General features: G+C 63.4%; 21 protein-coding genes. 15 read left to right on the top strand and 6 right to left on the bottom strand.

What is annotated here, in order from left to right; translation table 11 throughout:
• Positions 1–293: 293 nt before the first annotated feature.
• The 13 genes from PAN31117_RS22865 (at position 294) to PAN31117_RS22805 (ending at position 13,110) form a co-directional block, all read left to right on the top strand.
• Positions 294–1,202 carry a mechanosensitive ion channel family protein gene (locus tag PAN31117_RS22865; protein WP_150740231.1) on the top strand — a complete coding sequence of 303 codons (909 nt, stop codon included), beginning with the start codon at positions 294–296 and terminating at the stop codon, positions 1,200–1,202.
• A 143-nt stretch (positions 1,203–1,345) separates the two neighbouring features.
• Positions 1,346–2,281, top strand: coding sequence for an oxygen-dependent coproporphyrinogen oxidase (gene hemF / locus PAN31117_RS22860; RefSeq protein WP_150740230.1), 936 nt, complete (start codon positions 1,346–1,348; stop codon positions 2,279–2,281).
• Positions 2,282–2,294: 13 nt separating this feature from the next.
• Positions 2,295–3,026, top strand: a complete 732-nt coding sequence (locus PAN31117_RS22855; protein WP_150740229.1) for a nicotinate-nucleotide adenylyltransferase — start codon at positions 2,295–2,297, stop codon at positions 3,024–3,026.
• Between the two features lie 61 nt (positions 3,027–3,087).
• Positions 3,088–3,528, top strand: coding sequence for a ribosome silencing factor (gene rsfS, locus PAN31117_RS22850; RefSeq protein WP_150740228.1), 441 nt, complete (start codon positions 3,088–3,090; stop codon positions 3,526–3,528).
• A gap of 24 nt (positions 3,529–3,552) precedes the next feature.
• Positions 3,553–4,023: a 23S rRNA (pseudouridine(1915)-N(3))-methyltransferase RlmH gene (gene rlmH / locus PAN31117_RS22845; protein WP_150740227.1), complete on the top strand. Its 471-nt coding sequence runs from the start codon at positions 3,553–3,555 to the stop codon at positions 4,021–4,023.
• 334 nt (positions 4,024–4,357) lie between these two features.
• The gene (ugpB, locus tag PAN31117_RS22840) at positions 4,358–5,689 is read left to right on the top strand and encodes a sn-glycerol-3-phosphate ABC transporter substrate-binding protein UgpB (RefSeq protein WP_150740226.1); all 1,332 of its coding nucleotides are present in this window, start codon (positions 4,358–4,360) and stop codon (positions 5,687–5,689) included.
• A gap of 147 nt (positions 5,690–5,836) precedes the next feature.
• Entirely contained in the window at positions 5,837–6,733 is an 897-nt protein-coding gene (gene ugpA / locus PAN31117_RS22835) for a sn-glycerol-3-phosphate ABC transporter permease UgpA (RefSeq protein ID WP_150740225.1), read from the top strand.
• Entirely contained in the window at positions 6,730–7,575 is an 846-nt protein-coding gene (ugpE, locus tag PAN31117_RS22830; protein WP_150740224.1) for a sn-glycerol-3-phosphate ABC transporter permease UgpE, read from the top strand. Before ugpA ends, ugpE begins: the two co-directional genes overlap by 4 nt.
• Positions 7,576–7,577: 2 nt before the next feature.
• Positions 7,578–8,672, top strand: a complete 1,095-nt coding sequence (locus PAN31117_RS22825) for a sn-glycerol-3-phosphate import ATP-binding protein UgpC (RefSeq protein WP_150740223.1) — start codon at positions 7,578–7,580, stop codon at positions 8,670–8,672.
• Positions 8,669–9,463 (top strand): glycerophosphodiester phosphodiesterase, encoded by a 795-nt coding sequence (ugpQ, locus tag PAN31117_RS22820; protein WP_150740222.1) that lies wholly within the window; start codon positions 8,669–8,671, stop codon positions 9,461–9,463. The genes PAN31117_RS22825 and ugpQ overlap by 4 nt, the downstream gene beginning before the upstream one ends.
• 245 nt (positions 9,464–9,708) lie before the next feature.
• Positions 9,709–10,308, top strand: a complete 600-nt coding sequence (locus PAN31117_RS22815; RefSeq protein ID WP_150576337.1) for a Maf family protein — start codon at positions 9,709–9,711, stop codon at positions 10,306–10,308.
• A gap of 41 nt (positions 10,309–10,349) precedes the next feature.
• Positions 10,350–11,819 carry a ribonuclease G gene (gene rng / locus PAN31117_RS22810; RefSeq protein WP_150740221.1) on the top strand — a complete coding sequence of 490 codons (1,470 nt, stop codon included), beginning with the start codon at positions 10,350–10,352 and terminating at the stop codon, positions 11,817–11,819.
• 82 nt (positions 11,820–11,901) lie between these two features.
• Complete coding sequence (locus PAN31117_RS22805) at positions 11,902–13,110, top strand: cation diffusion facilitator family transporter (protein WP_246189225.1); 1,209 nt, start codon at positions 11,902–11,904, stop codon at positions 13,108–13,110.
• Here PAN31117_RS22805 and rfbC read toward each other — a convergent pair.
• From rfbC to msbA, 5 genes are all read right to left on the bottom strand, one after another.
• The gene (gene rfbC / locus PAN31117_RS22800) at positions 13,098–13,646 is read right to left on the bottom strand and encodes a dTDP-4-dehydrorhamnose 3,5-epimerase (RefSeq protein WP_150740220.1); all 549 of its coding nucleotides are present in this window, start codon (positions 13,644–13,646) and stop codon (positions 13,098–13,100) included. The two genes, PAN31117_RS22805 and rfbC, sit on opposite strands and share 13 nt — an antisense overlap.
• 41 nt (positions 13,647–13,687) lie before the next feature.
• Complete coding sequence (gene rfbA / locus PAN31117_RS22795; RefSeq protein ID WP_150740219.1) at positions 13,688–14,575, bottom strand: glucose-1-phosphate thymidylyltransferase RfbA; 888 nt, start codon at positions 14,573–14,575, stop codon at positions 13,688–13,690.
• A gap of 7 nt (positions 14,576–14,582) precedes the next feature.
• Positions 14,583–15,647: a dTDP-glucose 4,6-dehydratase gene (rfbB, locus tag PAN31117_RS22790; RefSeq protein WP_150740218.1), complete on the bottom strand. Its 1,065-nt coding sequence runs from the start codon at positions 15,645–15,647 to the stop codon at positions 14,583–14,585.
• Between the two features lie 28 nt (positions 15,648–15,675).
• The gene (locus PAN31117_RS22785; RefSeq protein WP_150740281.1) at positions 15,676–16,260 is read right to left on the bottom strand and encodes a peroxidase-related enzyme; all 585 of its coding nucleotides are present in this window, start codon (positions 16,258–16,260) and stop codon (positions 15,676–15,678) included.
• An 89-nt stretch (positions 16,261–16,349) separates the two neighbouring features.
• Positions 16,350–18,101, bottom strand: coding sequence for a lipid A export permease/ATP-binding protein MsbA (gene msbA / locus PAN31117_RS22780; protein ID WP_150740217.1), 1,752 nt, complete (start codon positions 18,099–18,101; stop codon positions 16,350–16,352).
• A gap of 163 nt (positions 18,102–18,264) precedes the next feature.
• On the opposite strand from msbA, the gene recQ reads away from it, so the two are divergent.
• Positions 18,265–20,073 carry a DNA helicase RecQ gene (gene recQ, locus PAN31117_RS22775; RefSeq protein WP_150740216.1) on the top strand — a complete coding sequence of 603 codons (1,809 nt, stop codon included), beginning with the start codon at positions 18,265–18,267 and terminating at the stop codon, positions 20,071–20,073.
• A 25-nt stretch (positions 20,074–20,098) separates the two neighbouring features.
• The gene (locus PAN31117_RS22770; RefSeq protein ID WP_150740215.1) at positions 20,099–20,851 is read left to right on the top strand and encodes a glycosyltransferase family 2 protein; all 753 of its coding nucleotides are present in this window, start codon (positions 20,099–20,101) and stop codon (positions 20,849–20,851) included.
• A gap of 144 nt (positions 20,852–20,995) precedes the next feature.
• On the opposite strand, the gene PAN31117_RS22765 is transcribed toward PAN31117_RS22770, so the two are convergent.
• Positions 20,996–21,847 (bottom strand): glycosyltransferase family 2 protein, encoded by an 852-nt coding sequence (locus PAN31117_RS22765; RefSeq protein ID WP_150740214.1) that lies wholly within the window; start codon positions 21,845–21,847, stop codon positions 20,996–20,998.
• Between the last annotated feature and the right edge of the window lie 77 nt (positions 21,848–21,924).

Genomic DNA, 21,924 nt, shown 5'->3' with positions numbered 1-21,924 from the left:
TCCGGCCGTTAGCTTACTTACGCCGGATCGTTTCGCCACGGCCCGGGGAACCTCGCGTTCCCCGGGCCGTTGTCTTTTGACGCAGGCGTTGGCATCGCACGCTGCACCACCCTCCCCACGCCCCCTCAATGGGCCGCCTCACATCTTCATTCCCCCGCGATTGACAAGCGCTGGCCAAATTGGCACGCTGGCGTCGCGTGACATCGAAGGTTTACCCCGAGAGCGCGCGGCCGGCCAGCCCCGGCGGCATTCATGCAGTTTTCCCGACAGACCCTTGCTCGACGGAGACTTACATGTTCGACCTCGATAAGCTGGTCAACGATTATCTGGTGCCGTTCGGCCTGAAAATCGCGATGGCCGTCGTCATCTGGATCGTCGGTGGCATCGTCATCAATCTGCTGGCGCGGTTCGTTCGCAGCGCGATGAATCGCCGCCACATCGATCCCACCCTCGTTCGCTATACCGAATCGACGATGCGCATTGCCTTGCGTATCGCGCTGATTCTTACCATTCTTAGTGTCTGCGGCATCGAAACAACATCGTTCGCTGCCCTACTCGCCGCTGCCGGTATCGCCATCGGGGCCGCCTGGTCCGGACTGCTGTCGAATTTCGCGTCGGGCATCTTCCTCATCGTGCTGCGTCCGTTCAAGTCGGGCGACATGATCAGCGCAGGCGGCGTGACGGGCGTGGTCGACGAGATCGGGCTGTTCGTCACCACACTCACGACGCCGGACAACCTGCGCGTGTACGTCGGCAACACGAAGGTATTCGGCGACAACATCACCGTGTACGACGCCAACGCCTTCCGACGCGTGGACCTCACGGCACAGCTCGCGCATACGGTCGACCTGCAGGACGCCGTGGATCGCCTGAAGGCACGCGTCGCGCAGATTCCCAACGTGGTCGAAAAGCCGGGCGTGGACGTCGAGATTCTCGAGTTCAATCCGTCCGGGCCGGTGCTCGCGGTGCGCCCTTACTGCCACAACCGCGACTACTGGCAGGTCTACTTCGACACCAACAAGGCGATTGCCGAGGTCGGCGGCACGGCCCACTGGCCGGTGCCCGCCACACGGCAGATCCTGATGCCTGCGCCGGGCGCGGCCGGACCGGCGGTCAGCGGCACCAGCGCTGTGCCGCCAATCGTTCCGGGCGCGGGTGGCACGGCCCCCGCAGGGACACTTCCGAACGCGCCAGCGCCCTGAAACGCGGGCGCACCCTCGTTTGATTCAGGTCATTCGGGCGGCACCGGCACGCGGTGCCGCCTGCCCGCGTCTGCCCTCGTGCCGGTACAATCGCGGATAAAACCGCAATTTGCATACACAGACCACGCAAGGGACGTCACAGAATGACAGCGCAAGACACCGCACCGGCGCCGGACACGGGCGCGGTACGCACGTATCTTCTCGGGCTTCAGGACCGCATTGTCGAGACGCTGGAGCGCCTGGACGGCAAACGCTTCGTCGTCGACGACTGGCAGCGTCCCGCCGATGGCGCGCTGCGTGGCGATGGGCGCACCCGCGTACTCGACGACGGTGACTTCTTCGAGCGCGGCGGCGTCAACTTCTCTCATGTGATCGGCGACAAGCTGCCCGCGTCGGCCAGCGCCTCGCGGCCAGAGCTGGCCGGACGCGGCTTCGAAGCGCTCGGCGTCTCGCTGGTCCTGCATCCGCGTAATCCGTACTGCCCCACGGTGCACTTCAACGTGCGCATTCTGATTGCCACCGCGCCCGGCGAGTTGCCGGCGTTCTGGTTCGGCGGCGGCATGGATCTCACGCCGTACTACGCGCACGAAGAAGACTGTCGGCACTTCCATCAGACGTGCAAGAACGCGCTCGATCCGTTCGACACCACGTGGTATCCGCGCTTCAAGACGTGGTGCGACGAGTACTTCTATCTGAAGCATCGTCAGGAACCGCGCGGCATCGGCGGCATCTTCTTCGACGACTTCTCCGGTGGCGGCTTCGACACCGGCTTCGCGGTCATGCAAAGCGTGGGCGATGCGTTCCTCGACGCGTATGTGCCCATCGTCGAGCGCCGTCGTGGCATGCCTTATGGCGAACGCGAACGCGATTTTCAGGCGCATCGCCGCGGCCGCTACGTCGAATTCAACCTGGTCTGGGATCGTGGCACGCACTTCGGCCTGCAATCGGGCGGGCGCACCGAGTCGATTCTGATGTCGATGCCCCCGATCGTGAAATGGCACTACGACTGGAAGCCGGAGCCGGGCACGCCCGAAGAAAAGCTCTACACCGACTTCCTCGTGCGCCGCGAGTGGGTGTAAAGGCTCTGCGCGCATGACCGTCACCTCTCCTGCAGCACAAGGCAACCCGGCCACTCCGTGCCACCCAACGCGCAAACGTATCGGCGTGCTCGGCGGCACGTTCGATCCGATTCACACCGGGCATCTCGCGCTCGGCGCATTGTTCGCGCGCACGCTGGCGCTGGACGAACTGGTGCTGATGCCCGCCGGGCAACAGCCGCAGAAGCAAGGCAGCACGGCCGCCGAGCACCGGCTGGCCATGACCCGGCTTGCCGCACAGGGGCTGGCTGCCGAGTTGGCCGTCACCCATCCGTCGACGCAGGTGATCGTCAGCACGCGCGAGATCGAACGCGCCGGGCCGAGCTACACCGTCGATACCCTACGGGAAATGCGGCAGGACGCCGGGCCCGACGCGTCGCTCTCTCTGCTCATCGGCTCGGACCAACTGGTGCGGCTCGACACCTGGCATGCGTGGCGCGAACTGTTCGATTACGCCCATGTCTGTGCGGCGGCGCGGCCCGGTTTCAGTCTTGATGCGGCGTCCCCGGAACTGCGCCCGGTCTTCGTTCAACGGGAAAAGTCCGCGCTCGGGGTACAATCCACGCCATGCGGCGGCATCCTGATCGACGACTCACTGGCCGTCGACATCTCCGCCACCGAGTTGCGCGCCATGCTGGCGCACGCGCGAGACACCGTCACACCCCCGGCAAACCTGCCCGAACCCGTGTGGCAGTACATCCGCACGCAACACCTGTACCGCGCCTGACGGCCCCACGGCAATTGCCGGGCCGCTATCTCGCACCCCTGTTTCACCAAATAGACGCACTATGGATATTCGTAAACTTCAGCGCCTGATTGTCGACGCCCTCGAAGACGTCAAGGCCCAGGACATCAAGGTGTTCAACACCGAACACCTCACCGCCCTGTTCGAGCGCGTGATCATCGCGAGCGGCACGTCCAACCGCCAGACCAAGGCACTGGCCGCAAGCGTGCGCGACAAGGTCAAAGCCGCCGGCGGCGACATCGTCAGCATGGAAGGCGAAGACGTGGGCGAATGGGTGCTGGTCGACACGGGCGACGCCATCGTGCACATCATGCAACCGGCCCTGCGCCAGTACTACAACCTCGAAGAAATCTGGGGCGAGAAGCCCGTCCGCCTGAAGGCCGCCGGCACCAAGGCCGGTGCGAAGGCCAGCGCGGAAGACGAAGACGAGGAAGACGCGCCCGCTGCCACCCCGGCACCGGCCCGTCGCAAGACCAGCAAGTAAGACGCCGTACGCGATCCTGCCGACATGCGTCTGTTCATTCTCGCAGTCGGGCATAAGATGCCCGGCTGGATCGAGACCGCCTTCGCCGAGTACGCCAAGCGCATGCCGCCCGAGCTGCGCATCGAACTCAAGGAAATCAAGCCGGAGCAGCGCTCCAACTCCCGCACCGCCGAGACGGTCATGGCCGCCGAAGCGCAACGCATCGACGCGGCGCTGCCGCGCGGCTGTCGTCTCGTCTGTCTGGACGAACGCGGGCAGGATCTCACCACCATGCGTCTGGCCCAGTCGCTCACCGTCTGGCAACAGGACGGGCGCGACGTGGCCTTCGTGATCGGCGGCGCCGACGGGCTCGACCCGACCCTCAAGTCGCGCGCCGACACCCTCATCCGCCTGTCCAGCCTCACCCTGCCGCACGGCATGGTGCGCGTGCTGCTCGCCGAACAGCTCTACCGCGCGTGGAGCATCAACGCCAATCACCCCTATCATCGGGTCTGACGGCATTCTGTCGACGGGGCGGCGCGTCATCCGACGTTATGTCCACCATCCTTGTATGACAAAAAAATAAGTCATCCATAAGTCACCAACGCATTTTGCGGTGCAACGCAACGTTGTGCCGGACCCTCGATGCCGCGCCAGGCCTTGCTGGCCGTGGCACTTCGCGGCGTGTCAATCCCCCCGTTGCACTCGCGTGCAACACGCATTGTGCAGTGCGAATGGAAATAACACGGTGACGTGTTAGTCTACGCGGCGCTACAGTTCGCACCGCGAACAAGTAGGGTCCACTCACACAATCAGACCCTTGACTTCTCGTGAACCCCCGGAGATTGGCATGAAGCAACCTTCCCTGCGCACGTTCGCCCTCGCTGGCGTTGGCGCCGCCCTGGCACTCGGCATGAGCACGTCGGCCCTGGCCGCCACGGAAATCCAATTCTGGCATTCGATGGAATCGGCCCTCGGCGATCGCGTCAACCAGATCGCTGCCGACTTCAACGCATCGCAAAGCGACTACAAGATTGTCCCGATCTACAAGGGCAACTACGAGCAGGGGCTGGCCGCAGGGATCGCCGCCTTCCGCGCCGGCAATGCACCGGCCATTCTTCAGGTGTACGAAGTGGGCACCGCCACGATGATCGGTGCCAAGAAGGCCGTAAAGCCCGTGTGGCAAGTCATGAAGGACGCCGGTGAGCCGTTCGACGAAAAGGCCTTCGTGCCCGCCATCGCCGGTTACTACGCCGACAGCAAGACCAACCACCTGATCTCGATGCCGTTCAACAGCTCGACGCCGGTGCTGTACTACAACAAGGACGCCTTCAAGAAGGCCGGCCTCGATCCGAACACCCCGCCGAAGACCTGGGCCGACGTGAACACCGCCGCCGCGAAGCTGAAAGCTTCGGGCATGTCGTGCGGTTTCACGATGGGCTGGCAAGGCTGGACGCAGCTTGAGAACTACAGCGCCTGGCACGCCCTGCCGTACGCGACGAAGGATAACGGCTTCGGCGGCCTCGACGCCAAGCTTGAGTTCAATGGCCCGCAACAGGTCAAGCACATCCAGTTCCTGGCCGACATGGCAAAGAACGGTACGTTCACGTACGTGGGCCGTAAGGATGAAGTGACCTCGAAGTTCTACAGCGGCGACTGCGGTATCGCCATGACGACGTCGGGCGCGCTCGCCAACATCGGCAAGTACGCCAAGTTCAGCTACGGCGTGGGCATGATGCCGTACGACGCAGACGTGAAGGGTGCGCCGCAGAACGCCATCATCGGTGGCGCCAGCCTGTGGGTGCTCGCCGGCAAGTCGGCCACCGAGTACAAGGGCGTGGCAAAGTTCCTGAACTACCTCGCTTCGCCGGCCGTGGCTGCTAAGTGGCACCAGGACACCGGTTACCTGCCGGTCACCAAGGCCGCTTACGAACTGACGGAAAAGCAAGGCTTCTACGCGAAGAACCCGGGCGCCGACACGGCCATCAAGCAGATGCTCAACAAGGACCCGCTGCCGTACACGCGCGGTCTGCGTCTGGGCAACATGCCGCAGATTCGTACGGTGGTCGACGAGGAACTCGAAGGCGTGTGGAGCGGCAAGCAAACGCCTAAAGCCGCGCTCGACAAGGCAGTGGAACGTGGCAACGACCTTCTGGCTCGCTTCGCAAAGCAAGGCAGCTAAGTCGCCCTCAACGTTCGGTGAACGCACGATGACGCACGCAATGCGGGGGCTTTTCCTGCATTTGCGGGGGGAATCGTGACGTTACAATGACGCCACCCCGGCTCGCGTGATACGCGGGCCGGTTTGGTTTTTTTCGGTCACTACGTTATGGCGCATACCTCCAGAGAACGTCCCCGCTTCGGCACCGGCTGGCTGCCCTACGCGCTTGTCGCGCCGCAGCTCATCATCACTGCCCTGTTCTTCCTCTGGCCCGCGGGCGAGGCCCTGTGGCAATCGACATCGACGCAAGACGCCTTCGGCCTGTCGAGCGAGTTCGTCGGGCTCGACAACTTCACCTCGCTGTGGGGCGATTCGCTCTATCTCGCGTCGTTTCGCACGACGATGATTTTCAGCGGGCTGGTCACCGTCTGCGGACTGGTCATCTCGCTGTTACTTGCGGCGATGGCCGACCGGGTCACGCGCGGCAAGCGCCTCTACCAGACGCTGCTGATCTGGCCGTACGCCGTGGCACCGGCCATTGCCGCCGTGCTGTGGGCGTTCCTCTTCAACCCGAGTATCGGTCTGGTCACCTACGGCCTGGCGAAGGTCGGCATCGAGTGGAACCACGCGCTCAACGGCGGGCAGGCGATGTTCCTCGTCGTACTCGCCTCGATCTGGAAGCAGGTCAGCTACAACTTCCTGTTCTTCTACGCCGGGTTGCAGGCGATTCCGCGCTCGCTCGTGGAAGCCGCCGCGATCGACGGTGCAGGCCCGATCCGTCGCTTCTTCGGGCTGGTGCTGCCGCTGATTTCGCCGACGACGTTCTTCCTGCTCGTGGTCAACCTCGTGTACTCGTTCTTCGACACCTTCCCGGTGATCGATGCGGCCACGGGCGGCGGTCCGGGTCAGTCGACCATGACGCTGATCTACAAGATCTACTCGGAAGGCTTCAAGGGGCTCGACCTCGGCAGCTCGGCTGCCCAGTCGGTGGTGCTGATGGTCATCGTCATCGTGCTCACGGTCGTGCAGTTCCGCTTCATCGAACGCAAGGTGCAATACGCATGATCGAGAACCGTCGCGGCCTGGATATCTTCTGCCACGTCATGCTGATAATCGGCGTGCTGCTGGTGGTCTTCCCGCTCTACGTGGCGTTCGTCGCCGCCACCATGAACGAGAGCGAAGTCTTCAACGTTCCCCTGTCGCTCATTCCGAGCTCGCATCTGTTCGAGAACTTCTCGACAGTGTGGAGCGCGGGCACCGGCAACGCTGCCATGCCCTTCGGACTGATGCTCGGCAATAGTCTGTTCATGGCGCTGGTCGTCACGATCGGCAAGATTTCGGTGTCGATCCTGTCGGCCTTCGCCATCGTGTATTTCCGCTTCCCGCTGCGTAATCTGTTCTTCTGGCTCATCTTCGTCACGCTGATGCTGCCGGTCGAAGTGCGGATTTTCCCGACGGTGCAGGTGATTTCGAGCCTCGGGCTCATCAACAGCTACGCCGGTCTGACGATCCCGCTGATCGCCTCGGCCACGGCCACGTTCCTGTTCCGTCAGTTCTTCATGACGCTGCCGGACGAACTCGTCGAAGCCGCACGCATCGACGGCGCAGGGCCGATGCGCTTCTTCTTCGACGTGGTCCTGCCGCTGTCGAAGACGAACATCGCGGCGCTGTTCGTCATCACCTTCATCTATGGCTGGAATCAGTACCTGTGGCCGATTCTGGTGACCAACGCACCGGAAATGACCACGGCAGTCGTGGGTATCAAGAGCATGATCGGCAGCGGCGACACCGCTACCCAATGGCAACTCGTCATGAGCGCTACGTTGCTCGCCATGCTGCCACCGCTCGCGGTGGTGCTGCTGATGCAACGCTGGTTCGTGCGCGGTCTGGTCGATTCGGAAAAGTAATCATGGCAAATCTCAAACTCCATAGCGTCAAGAAAACCTACGACCAGAACAACTACGTGCTGCACGGTGTCGACATCGACATCGAAGACGGCGAGTTCGTGGTCATCGTCGGCCCGTCGGGCTGCGGCAAGTCGACACTGCTGCGCATGGTCGCCGGCCTCGAATCGGTGAGCGAAGGCAGCATTCTGATCGGCTCGCAGGTCGTCAATCAACTGGAGCCGAAGGATCGCAACATTGCGATGGTGTTCCAGAACTACGCGCTGTATCCGCACATGGACGTGCGTCAGAACATGTCGTACGGCCTGAAGATTCGCGGCATCGACAAGAAGGCTATCGAAGAGCGCGTGCTCGCGGCGGCGCGTATTCTGGAACTCGAACCCCTGCTCGCGCGCAAGCCGCGTGAACTCTCGGGCGGTCAGCGTCAGCGCGTGGCCATGGGCCGTGCCATCGTGCGCGAACCGGCTGTGTTCCTGTTCGACGAACCCCTCTCGAACCTCGACGCCAAGCTGCGCGTGCAAATGCGCCTGGAAATTCAGCGTCTACACAAACGCCTGAAGACGACGAGCCTGTACGTCACGCACGACCAGGTCGAAGCCATGACGCTGGCCGATCGCGTGATCGTCATGAACAAGGGCTACGCCGAGCAGATCGGCACGCCGACCGACGTCTACGAGCGTCCGGCATCGTTGTTCGTGGCGAGTTTCATGGGCTCGCCCGCCATGAATCTGCTCAAGGGCCGGGTCGATGCGGAAGGCCGTACGTTCGAAGTCGACGGCGGCCCGGCGCTGCGTCTGCCGCCGACGAGCATGGCCCACGCAGGGCGCGAACTGGTGCTTGGCGTGCGTCCGGAACATCTGGTGCCCGCCGAACAGCAGAATGGGCTGGGCGCGTTCGCCGCACAAACCAGCATCAACGTCGATCAACTCGAACTGCTCGGCGCGGACAATCTGCTGCACGGCCGCTGGGGCGAGCAAAACGTGACGGTGCGTCTGCCGCACGAGCTGCGCCCGGCGGCGGGTTCCGTCATGCCACTGGCGATTTCCGCCAAGGCGCTGCACCTGTTCGATCCGTCGACGGGCAAGCGGGTGGAAGCATGAGCAGCGCGACCTCAGACCCGGCAACCGCCCATTTGTGGCGCGACTGGCCGTATCCGCGCATCGTCTCGCATCGCGGCGGCGGCAAGCTCGCACCGGAGAACACGCTCGCCGCCTTCGAGATGGGTGCATCGCTCGGCCTGCGCATGGTCGAGTTCGACGCCAAGCTCTCGGCGGATAACGTCGTCTTTCTGCTGCACGACGACACCGTCGATCGCACCAGCAACGGTCACGGCGCGGCGGCGCAGATGACGTACGCCGAAATTGAGAAGCTGGACGCCGGTAGCTGGTTCGGCGCGGACGGCCGCTTTGCAGGCCAGACGATGCCGACGCTGGCGCAGGTGGCCGAGCGTTGTCAGGCGCTGGGACTCGCGGCGAACGTCGAGATCAAGCCGTGCCCGGGGCGTGAAGCCGAGACGGGCACGTTGGTGGCGCAGGCGGTCAAGGCGCTGTGGGCCGGTCAGGCCCAGCCGCCGTTGCTCTCCTCGTTCTCCTATGAGGCGCTCGAAGCGGCGGCCGCTGCCGTGCCGGAACTGCCGTGCGGCATGCTGTACGAGGCCGTACCGGCCCACTGGCGCGACGACGCGCGCAAGTTGGGCACCGTCACGCTGCACGCGAGCCATAAGCATCTCGACGGCCCGCAGGTCGCCGAGATCAAAGCCGCCGGGCTGCATATGCTCGTCTACACGGTCAACGAGCCGGCGCGTGCCCGCGAACTGGCCGCATGGGGCGTGGACGCCATCTGCACCGACCGCATCGACCTGATCGGCGCGGACTTCCTCGCCGACCTCTGAGCGGTGAAGGGCGGTGGGGACGTCGCGGACGTCCCCACCGCCCCTACCGCGCCCGAAAGCCCCCTACCGCGCGCAATTCCCTTGAAAAACGGCACCCGCCGGTCGCTGCCCCATGGTGGCGGGCGGGGTCGCAAGGCGGCATAATAGGACGTTCCCCTCGCCCAGCCCATCCAGCGGCCCGGTGCGCGCGCTGCAATTTTCTGCAAAGCCGTGTGCCGGGCTGGACGAATTCAAGCCAAGCCGCCATGCCGTACATTTATCTCGCTTCGCAAAGCCCCCGCCGTCAGGAACTGCTGCAACAGCTCGGCGTTCGTTTCGAGTTGCTGCTACCCCATGCCGACGAGGACGCCGAAGCACTCGAAGCCGTGCTGCCTGGGGAGCCGCCCGACGACTATGTGCAGCGCGTCACGCGCGCCAAGGCCGAAGCGGCGGTGGCCCGTCTGGCGCGCGCCGGACTGCCCGGCGCGCCGATCCTGACGGCCGACACGACCGTCTGTCTCGACGGCACCATCCTCGGCAAACCGTTCGACGACGCCGACGCCTGCGCCGTACTCGCCCGTCTGTCAGGCACCCGTCACCGTGTGCTCACCGCCGTAGCGGTCTGTGCCGACGGACAGATCCATCAGGCGGTCAACATCTCGCACGTGTGGTTCCGGCCGTTGCGCCGCGAGGAGATCGAGCGTTACGTCGCCTCGGGAGAACCGAAAGGCAAGGCGGGCGCTTATGGTATTCAGGGGAAGGCCGCCGAGTTTGTGATGCGTATCGACGGCAGCTACTCCGGCATCATGGGACTGCCGCTTTGCGAAACCGCCGCGCTGCTGCGTCAGGCGGGCGTCGACTTCTAACGCTACCTAGCCCCGCGCATTTCGAGTCTGGTCGACAATTTATGAACGAAGACATTCTGGTCAATATCACGCCACAGGAAACCCGTGTGGCGCTTATGCAGCTCGGCGCTGTGCAGGAACTGCACATCGAGCGCACGCTCTCGCGCGGTCTGGTCGGCAACATCTATCTGGGTAAGGTCGTGCGCGTGCTCCCGGGCATGCAGTCGGCCTTCATCGATATCGGGCTGGAGCGCGCGGCGTTCCTGCATGTGGCCGATATCTGGCATCCGCGCACGAATAACGACACGTCCGTGCCGCATCCGCAGCCGCCCATCGAGAAGACGGTTTTCGAAGGGCAGACGCTGATGGTGCAGGTCATCAAGGACCCGATCGGCACGAAGGGCGCTCGCCTGTCGACGCAAATCAGCATCGCCGGACGCACGCTCGTCTATCTGCCGCAGGAGCCGCACATCGGCATCTCGCAGCGTATCGAGAGCGAAGCCGAGCGCGAGGCGCTGCGCAGCAAGATTCAGGCGCTCGTGCCGGCTGATGAGAAAGGCGGCTTCATCGTGCGTACCATTGCCGAAGACGCAGCCGACGCCGAACTCGCCAACGACATCGCCTACCTGCGCAAGTCATGGCAGACGATTGGTGAGCAGAGCACGCGCGTGCCCGCCCCTGCGCTGCTGTATCAAGATCTGAATCTGGCCCAACGCGTGCTGCGCGACTTCGTGCATGAAGAGACGGGCAAGATCCTCGTCGACTCGCGGGAGACGTATCAGAAGCTGGCCGAGTTTGCGGCGACTTACACGCCTGCCGTGCTTGGCAAGCTCACGCACTACACGGGCGAGCGTCCGCTGTTCGATCTGTACAACGTCGAGACGGAAATCGAGCGCGCGTTGTCGCGTCGCGTCGATCTGAAGTCCGGCGGCTATCTGATGATCGACCAGACCGAAGCGATGACGACCATCGACGTGAACACCGGCGGCTACGTCGGTGCACGCAACTTCGACGACACGATCTTCAAGACCAACCTGGAAGCGGCGCTGATGATTGCGCGCCAGTTACGGCTGCGCAATCTGGGCGGGATCATCATCATCGACTTCATCGACATGGAGAGCGCCGACCATCGCGACTCCGTGCTCGCGGAATTGAAGAAAGCGCTCGCACGCGACCGCACGCGCATCACGGTAAACGGCTTCTCGCAGTTGGGGCTGGTGGAGATGACCCGCAAGCGCACGCGCGAATCGCTCGCGCACGTGCTGTGCGAACCGTGTGCGGTGTGTCAGGGCAAGGGACAGGTCAAGACGCCGCGTACGCTGTGCTACGACATTCTGCGCGAGATTTTGCGCGAATCGCGCCAGTTCAATCCGCGCGAGTTCCGTTTGATCGCCTCGCAGGAAGTCGTCGATCTGTTCCTCGAAGAAGAGTCGCAGCACCTCGCGATGCTGATCGACTTCATCGGCAAGCCGATCTCGCTTCAGGTCGAATCGTCGTTCCATCAGGAGCAGTACGACATCATTCTGATGTAACCGCTGTCATAGAAAACCTGGGCATCCGCAATACAATACGCAATCGATACGATTTCGTCGTGCGCACAAGCACGCCCCGGCCATGCCCTACTCGAACTACGACAACCTGGCGGCATCGAGCGAGGCGCTCGACAAACATGCCGTCGCACGCCATTCGACCTGGGTCAGCATCTGGGTCAATGTCGTGCTGACAACCGCCCAGATCGTCATCGGGATCTTCGCGCGCTCGCAGGCGCTGATCGCCGACGGCATTCACTCCCTCTCCGATATCGTCTCCGATTTCGTGGTGCTCGCCGCCGCACGCGGCAGCGCCCGTGCACCTGATGCCGATCACCCTTACGGGCACAACCGCTACGAAAACGCCGCGTCGCTATTTCTGGGCGTGATCCTGCTCGTAGTGGGTGCGGGCATGTTGTGGCGCGGGGTGGAGCGTCTGCTCCACCCCGAGGACATTCCCGAGGTGCACACCATCGCGCTGGTCGTAGCGGTGATAGTGCTCGTCAGCAAGGAAGGACTCTTCCGCTACATGTTGCGCGCGGCACAACGAGTGCGCTCGGCGATGCTCGTCGCCAACGCCTGGCACGCGCGCTCGGACGCCCTGTCGTCGCTCGTGGTGGCGTGCGGGATTCTCGGCAACCTCGCGGGCTACCGCATTCTCGATCCGCTCGCGGCAGCGCTCGTCGGGCTGATGATCGGACGCACCGGGTGGAAATTCGGCTGGAACGCCTTGCAGGACCTGATTGATCGCGGCGTGGACGACGACACGACCGTCACGATTCGCCAGCGTCTGCTCGACACGCCGGGCGTACGTGGCATCGACATGCTGCGTACGCGACGCATGGGCGATGAGATCGTCGTCGACGTCCATATTCTCGTGGACGCAAGGCTGTCGGTCTCGGAGGGGCACTACTTAGCCGAACAGGCCCGGGCCGCAGTCATGAACGAACCGCAGATTCTCGACGTGCTGGTGCACGTCGATCCGGAAAGCGACACGAAGGGCACCGCGCTACAACAGTGGCCGGCACGTGCCGTGGTGGTCGGTGCGGCCGAACTGCTGTGCCGGGCCAACGCGCTGGCCCTGAACGACGTCAAGCTGCACTATCTGAACAACGGGTTGGAAGCCGACGTGATCGTCGAAGGGCTGAACGGTTCGAACAGTTTGGCGGCGGGCTACGGCGGCATCGAAGGGCCGTCGCAGACCGTCGCCGATGCCCTGATCGCCCGCTTCGCCCCGCTGGGATTGCGGTACGTGCGGGTGCTCAGGGTGGCGGGCGAAACTCAGTCTTCGTGAGTGTAGTCGGCGAACAGCATGCCCTGCTTGTCCTTGTCCGAGACGACCGGCGTAATGCCGTCGAGCGGCCAGGGAATCGCGAGCGTCGGATCGTCCCAGCGGATGCAGCGCTCGAACTGCGGCGCCCAGTAGTCGGTGGTCTTATACAGCACCTCGGCCGTCTCCGACGTCACCACAAAACCGTGGGCGAAGCCCGCCGGAATCCACAGTTGCCGCTTGTTCTCGGCGCTCAGCACTTCGGCGACCCACTTGCCGAACGTCGGTGATCCTTCGCGGATGTCGACGGCGACGTCATAGATCTCGCCTTGCAGCACACGGACGAGCTTGCCTTGCGGCTGCTTGACCTGATAGTGCAGACCGCGCAACACGCCGCGCACCGAGCGCGACTGATTGTCCTGCACGAACGTGAGCGTCTCGCCAAGGCCGTCGTTGAAATTACGCTGGTTGAAACTTTCGAAGAAATGACCGCGCGAGTCGCCGAACACCTTGGGTTCGATCACGCGAACGGCCGGAATGGCGGTGGGAATCACTTGCATATTGGAGTACCGGTAAGCGTCAATAACGGGGACGTGCGTGCTCAGAACACCCGCTCACGCAGCATCGAGAGGAGATACTGACCGTAGCCCGTCTTTGCCAGCGGCTGCGCCAGTTTTTCGATGGCGGCCGCGTCGATCCATCCGCTCCGGTAAGCAATCTCTTCCGGGCAGGCGACCTTCAGGCCCTGTCGCGACTCGATCGTCTGAATGAACGTGCTCGCTTCGAGCATCGACTCATGCGTGCCCGTATCCAGCCAGGCGTAGCCGCGTCCCATGATCTGGACATTGAGCTTGCCGCGCTTCAGATACTCGTTATTGACGTCGGTGATTTCCAGTTCGCCACGCGCCGACGGTTTGATCGAACGCGCGATATCGATGACGTTGTTGTCGCAAAAATACAGCCCCGTCACGGCGTAGCGCGACTTCGGCTCCTTCGGCTTTTCCACGAGTTCGATGGCCTTGCCGCTTTCGTCGAACGTCACCACGCCGTAGCGCTCCGGATCGTGCACCGGATAGGCAAACACCGACGCCCCATCACTCTGGGCGTTCGCTGCCTGCAGCAGCCCGGCGAAATTGTGCCCATAGAACAGGTTGTCACCCAGCACCAGCGCGCACGGATCGTTGCCGATGAAGTCCGCGCCGATCAGGAACGCCTGCGCGAGACCGTCCGGGGACGGTTGCACGGCGTACTGCAGATTCAGTCCCCACTGGTTGCCGTCGCCGAGCAGTTGCTCAAAGCGCGGCGTGTCCTGAGGCGTCGAGATGATCAGGATATCCCGGATACCCGCCAGCATCAGCGTCGTGAGCGGGTAATAAATCATCGGCTTGTCGTAGACCGGCAGCAACTGCTTGGAGATCGCCAGCGTTGCCGGGTAAAGGCGGGTGCCGGAGCCGCCAGCAAGAATAATGCCTTTACGTTTGGTGCTCATACGTACCTCAATTATTCTTTTGATAATGCGTTTCGATCCAGCGCTGGTACTCGCCCGACTGCACCTGACGCACCCATTCGCCATTGGCCAAATACCACTGCACCGTCTTGCGCATGCCGGTCTCAAACGTTTGCGCCGGACGCCAGCCCAGTTCACGCTCAAGTTTGCGGGCATCGATGGCGTAGCGGCGATCGTGTCCCGGGCGATCCGTCACGAACGTGATCTGATCGACATACGACTTGCCATCGGCGCGCGGTGACAACTCGTCGAGCAGCGTGCACAGGTGCTTGACCACCGACAGATTGTTCTGCTCGTTCCAGCCACCCACGTTGTAGACCTCGCCCAGGACGCCCTTGGCAAGCACTTCGCGAATGGCCGAGCAATGGTCGCCAACGTAGAGCCAATCGCGCACGTTGCTGCCGTCGCCGTAAATCGGCAGCGGCTTGCCTGCGAGCGCATTGGCGATCACCAGCGGAATCAGCTTCTCGGGGAACTGGTACGGGCCGTAGTTATTCGAGCAGTTGGTCGTGAGGACCGGCAGACCGTAAGTATGGTGATACGCGCGCACGAGATGGTCGGAACCGGCCTTCGAGGCCGAATACGGGCTGTTCGGCGCGTACGGGGTGGTCTCGGTAAAGGCCGGATCGGTCGGACTCAGCGAGCCGTAGACCTCATCCGTCGACACGTGCAGGAAACGGAAGTCGTCGCGGGCCTGGCCTTCGAGCGATCCCCAATAGGCGCGGGCCGCTTCAAGCATCGTGAAGGTGCCGACGATGTTCGTCTGAACGAAATCGGCCGGGCCGTGAATGGAGCGATCGACGTGGCTTTCCGCCGCGAAGTGCAGCACGGCGCGCGGGCGATGCTCGGCATACAGCGTGTCGAGCGCGGCTCGGTCGCAGATATCGACCTGCGCGAAATGGTGACGTGGGTCACGCTCCAGACCTGCCAGATTCGCCAGATTGCCTGCGTAGGTGAGCTTGTCGATGGTCACGACCGGTTCGTCGTGAAGCGCCAACCAGTCGAGAACAAAATTTGCGCCGATAAATCCGGCGCCGCCAGTCACGAAGATCATAGGTATCGAAGTTTTACGAGCAGTAGCCTTAACGGGTGCGAGGCACTCGCCCCATCAAGAAGAATTCGTCGTTAGGCCGCATGGAAATGGCATTGGCGATCCGGTTGGACATGCCGAAGAACGCCGTAATGGACGCAATGTCCCAGATATCCTCATCGTTCAGTCCGTAGCGCCGCAGCGTGGCGTAGTCCTCGTCGCACACTTCATGCGAACGCTCGCAGACCTTCATCGCGTACGCCAGAATCGCCTTTTGGCGTTCGGTCAGGTCCGCCTTCAGATAGTTGACGGCCACCTGATCGGCCAGCAACGGCTGCTTTTCGTAGATGCGCACCAGCGCACCATGCGCGACCACACAATACAGACATTGATTCGCCGCACTGGTGGCGACCACGATCATCTCGCGCTCGCCCTGGCTCAGATTGCCGTCCTTGAGCATCAGGGCATCGTGATATGCGAAAAATGCGCGAAATTCGTCGGGACGGTGCGCCAGTGTGAGGAAGACATTGGGGATGAAGCCAGCCTTCTCATGGACCGCGTCGATGCGCGCGCGGATATCGTCCGGCAACGCGGCGAGGTCTGGCACGGGAAAACGACTGATCGGCGGCTGACTCATCATAGTCTCCTCAAAGGCGGGCGAATGGGCGACGGCGCATGACGTTCCGACACCCGCAGCGCACACGGCACCGGCGGGCGTCCCGGTTGTCACGCTTCCTGCTGCTGCGCGTACTGAATGCGGTGCAGATGGGCGTAGAGACCATTATGCGCCACGAGTGCCTGGTGAGATCCCTGCTCCACGATGCGGCCATGTTCGAGCACGACAATACGGTCGGCGCGTTCGATGGTCGACAGGCGGTGCGCGATCACCAGCGTCGTACGGCCTTCCATCAACACTTCGAGCGCCGCCTGCACATGACGCTCTGATTCCGAATCCAGTGCCGACGTTGCTTCGTCCAGAATCAGGATCGGTGCGTCCTTGTAGATCGCGCGGGCAATCGCCAGACGCTGACGCTGGCCGCCCGACAGGCGCATGCCGTTGTCGCCCACCAGCGTGTTCACGCCATCGGGCATAGCGGCGACTGCATCGGCCAGATTGGCGGCGCGCAGCGCTGCCTGCACGCGTTCGGCGTCGACTTCCTGACCGTAGGCGACGTTCGCGGCAATGGTGTCGTTGAACAGCACAACGTCCTGACTCACAAACGCAATCTGACGGCGCAGATCGGCCAGACGCAGATCGTTGAGCGGAATGTCGTCGAGCAGAATGCGCCCGCCCGTCGGATCGAAGAAGCGCGGCACCAGATTGACCATCGTCGTCTTGCCGCTGCCTGAGGGGCCGACCAGCGCCACCATCTCGCCCGGCGCGACCTCCAGCGAAATCTTGTCGAGCGTCGGGCGCTCGCTCGCGCCGTAGTTGAAGCTGACCTGATCGAACGTCACACGGCCCTTCGCACGTTCGAGCGTGCGCTCGCCGCCGACCGGCTCGACTTCGACGTCCATCACTTCGAAGATCAGCTCGGCGGCCGTCACGCCACGTTGCAGCGGCTGGTTGACGTCCATCAGATGCTTGAGCGGGGACACGACGAGCAGGAGTGCCGTGACGAACGCCGTGAACCCCCCCACGGTCATCTCGCCCGACGACGACTCGATCATCGCGACGGTAATCACGATGGCCAGCGCCAGCGAGGCCAGCGCCTGCGTAACCGGCTGCGCGAGACCACCCGAGACCGTCACGCGCATGGCGTAGCCGCGCAACGCGCTGGTCATCTTGTCGAAGCGGTTCTTCTCGTACTCTTCGCCGTTGTGGATCTTCACGACCTTGTAGCCACCGACCGCCTCTTCGACCACATACGACAGTGCGTTGGTCAGCGTTTGCTGCTCACGATTGAGACGGCGCAGGCGGCGGTTGATCTTGCCGACCAGCCATCCGATCAGCGGCAGAATGACGGCCACGACCAGCGTCAGACGCCAGTTCAGATAGAACAGATACCCCAGCAGGCCGACGACGGTCAGCGAATCGCGCACGAGCGTGATCAGCACCGTAGTGAGCACGCCTAGCACTTGATTGACTTCGTAGACAATCGCATTGATGAGCGTGCTGGTCGTCTCTCGCTGGTAGTAGGCGGCCGGCGCGTGCAGCAGGCGCTCGAACATCTTCACGCGCAAGTCGAGCAGCACGCGGTTCGAGACCCACGACAGCATGTAGTTGGCCGAATATTGCGCCAGCCCTCGGATCACGGCCAGGCCGATCACGGCGGCCGGGACGTACCAGAGCTTCCACGGATCGCCGCCCGAGAAGCCCTTGTCGAGCACCGGCTTGAGGACTGCCGGGATGGCCGCTTCGGTGGCCGCCACCAGCGCCATGGCGAGAACGGCCAGCAGGCCCATGTGCCAATATGGCTGGAGATAGCCCAGCAGACGTCGCAGAATCGGTCCGGTGGGCTTGTGCGGTGCGCTCATGTAAGTCGGGGACAGCGGGAAAACCGCTATTCTAACGTACCGGCCGGTCCCGTCGGGACGTGTCCGAAGCGGACTCGGAGCGCGCCCCAAAAATCGCCCTAACGCCGGATTTCCGGGGCTGTCGGCGCGCCGGACGCCGGGTGGAACCGGTATACTCCAGCGCATGGCAAGCGCACTCGAAGTTCTCCGTACCGTATTCGGCTATAACGCATTCCGTGGCGATCAGGCCGCCATCGTCGACCATGTGGCCGACGGGGGCGATGCACTCGTGCTCATGCCCACGGGCGGCGGCAAGTCACTTTGCTACCAGATCCCCGCGCTGTTGCGCCCGGGCATCGGTATCGTCGTCTCCCCGCTCATCGCCCTCATGCAGGATCAGGTCGACGCCCTGCTCCAGGCCGGGGTCCGCGCTGCCTATCTGAATTCCAGTCTCGCTTTCGACGAAGCGGTCGATATCGAACGCCGCGCCGCGCGAGGCGAGCTCGATCTGCTGTACGTCGCGCCCGAACGGCTGCTGACCGACCGCTTCCTCAATTTGCTCGACCGGCTCGACGAACGTGGCCAACTGGCGTTGTTCGCCATTGACGAAGCTCACTGCGTCTCGCAATGGGGGCACGACTTCCGTCCTGAGTACATCCAGCTCTCGGCGCTGCATGAGCGCTATCCGCGCGTGCCGCGCATTGCGCTCACGGCCACGGCAGATGCCGCAACCCGCGAGGATATTCAGACGCGGCTCGGCCTGACCGATGCGCGCCTGTTCGTCTCCAGCTTCGACCGACCGAATATCCGGTACGAAATCGTCGACCGCGACAACCCTCGCAAGCAGCTGCTGGCCTTTCTGAGTCGGCATCGCGGCGAAGCGGGCATCGTCTACTGCCTGTCGCGCAAGAAGGTGGAAGAGACTGCCGCGTGGCTGGAAACGCAAGGCATTCCCGCGCTGCCGTATCACGCGGGGCTGGACGCCGAGGTGCGCCGCACGCACCAGCAGCGTTTCCTGCGCGAGGAAGGGCTGGTCATGGCCGCGACCGTCGCTTTCGGCATGGGCATCGACAAGCCGGACGTGCGCTTCGTCGCCCATCTGGACTTGCCCAAAAGCCTCGAAGCCTATTATCAGGAGACGGGACGCGCCGGGCGCGACGGCGAACCGGCCGAAGCCTGGATGACCTACGGCCTGAACGACGTGGTGGTCCACCGCAGCCGGATCGACGAGTCGAACGCGCCGGACCTACAGAAGCGCATCGAGCGCCAGAAGCTCGACGCGCTGCTCGGATACTGCGAAGCCCCGCGCTGCCGCCGCACGGTACTCCTGTCGTACTTCGGCGAGTCGAGCGAGCCATGCGGCAACTGCGACGTCTGCCTGAATCCCCCGGAAGTCTTCGACGGCACGATTGCGGCTCAAAAAGCGCTGTCGGCGATCTTGCGCACGGGCCAGCGCTTTGGCGCAGGCCATCTGGTCGACCTGCTGCGCGGGCGCAGCACGGACAAGATTCGCCAGTTCGGCCACGAAAGCCTGCCGACCTTCGGGGTGGGCGGCGAGATGGACGATCAGGGCTGGCGGGCTGTGTTTCGTCAGTTGATCGCCCACGGCATCATCGAGCCGGACAGCAGCCAGTACGGGGCGCTCACGCTCAATGCGGCGGCGCGTCCGGTGCTCAAGGGTGAGACGGTCGTGTCGCTGCGACGCCAGCGTCCCACAGCGAGCAAGAAGAGCCGCTTTGCCGGATACGCGTCGTCGCAGGCCATCGAACTGGATACGGCCGATCAGCAATTGTTCGAGAAGCTGCGCACATGGCGTCAGGAAATGGCGAAGACGCAAGCCGTCCCCGCCTACGTTATCCTTCACGACCGTACGCTGCGAGAACTCGCTCAGCGCCGCCCGCGTCACCGCGAAGGACTGGTCGATATCACCGGCCTCGGAGAAGCGAAGATCGAGCGTTACGGCGAAGCGCTCGTCGAATTGCTGAACGCCTGAGGCTCACGCCCACCCACGCCCGCCCATGCCTACATTACCGCTGACCGTTACGATCCTCACGCGCAACGAGCGTCACAACATCGCCGACTGCATTGCGTCGGTTAAGGCGTTCGCCTCGCAGATCGTCGTGGTAGATAACGCGAGTACGGACGGCACCTCCGATATCGCACGCGCAGCCGGGGCGGAGGTCCACGTCACGCCTGACTGGCCGGGCTTTGGGCCGCAAAAAAATCGGGCGCTGTCGTTCGCCACGCAACCCTGGGTGCTGTCGCTGGATGCGGACGAGCGCGTCACGCCGGAACTGGCCACCGAGATCGCGGCGGCGATTGGAGATGCGTCGTGCACCGGCTATCGCATGCCCCGTCTGTCACAGTTTCTGGGGCACTGGGTGAAGCATTGCGGCTGGTATCCCGATTACGTGCTGCGACTGTTTCGCCGCGAAGCCGGACGCTTCTCCGACAATCTCGTGCACGAGCGCGTGATCGTCGACGGCGAGATCGGCACCCTCACCCACCACCTGCTCCATTACAGCTACACGGAAGTTCGTCAGATTGAGGACAAGGTGCAGCGATACGCACGCGCCGGTGCCAAAGAAATGTCGCTGCGCGGCAAACGTGTCTCTGCGCTCAAGCCGTGGGTCAATGGCGGATGGGCGTTCGTTCGGACCTACGTATTGCGTCGTGGCTTTCTCGACGGCGCAGCCGGCGCCGCGATTGCCCGCATGAACGCTCGCAGTGCGTTCCTGAAGTACGCCCTGCTCCGACGTGGCGACGTCTGACGACGGCCCCGACACGGGCCGTCGAAGCCGACGAAGCACGGCGTTCGAACACGGTGGCTTCACCACGACAGCCCCAAAGCGAAACGGACGCCACTGGCGTCCGTTTCTCATTCAACGCGCGTCGTCGCGCGACGTCTTCCGCGCTTACTTCGCCAGCGCCCGTTTAATACGCGAGCGGAACAACTGCCAGCGCAGTTTGCTGTCGTCGACCGGCTCGGCGAGACGGCCGTCGCTGCCCGACGGCACCGGCGTACCGCGACGCAGATAGTAGCGATCGAAGATCGACTGCGTCATGCCCCACTTGCGCAAGAATTGCGTGCGCCCGTCGTTCTTGACCACCTTGCCAGTGCTCTTGCACTGGAAGTGATAGACGAGACTGGCGCCGACACCGACGAAGCGGCGCGCGCCCGCGCCCCACATCTTCATCGAAAAGTCGTTGTCGCTGCTCATGCCAGGGCTCAGTTCCGTGCTGTAGCCGCCAACGAGGAACCACCAGTCGCGATGCACGAGCGTGGGCGGCCACGTCGCGCCGAACCAGTCGGGCTTCTTGTACGTCGGCACAGCAGCGAGCAGCGCCGCCTCGTCGAACGTATCGACGTCACGGCCGAAGTCCTGCACCAGCACGCAAGGATTGCCGGTATCCACCGGTTCGATCATCGTGCCCGACAGCATGAACGCCTTGTCCGGTTGCGCCTCGGCGCGCTCGATCAGCGTCGTGTCCCAACCCGGACAACAATACATGTCGTCGTTCAGATAGACGATGTACTTCTCGCGCGCCAGCGCCGCCGCCTGATTCACCGCGTAACAGATCCCGATGTTATCGGGCGACGCCGTATGCTCGATCCCCTCGGCCCGGACCCACTCGAGCGAACCGTCGGAGCCGTCGTTGATGTGCACGATGATCTGATGCGGGTAGCGCGAATTCTGTCGGATGCTGCGCACGCATAGTTGCAGCAAGGCGAGGTTGTTCCAGGTCGGAACGATGATGGAGAACATCCGGATTTCCTTGTGATATCGAACGGCGGGCAACGAGGACAATGCGCGATTACGCCAACGCGCCGGTCAGCGAAAGG

Origin of the sequence: Pandoraea anapnoica, assembly GCF_902459765.1 — a bacterium.
Taxonomy (GTDB): domain Bacteria; phylum Pseudomonadota; class Gammaproteobacteria; order Burkholderiales; family Burkholderiaceae; genus Pandoraea; species Pandoraea anapnoica.
This window is presented reverse-complemented; position numbering and strand designations above follow the sequence as displayed.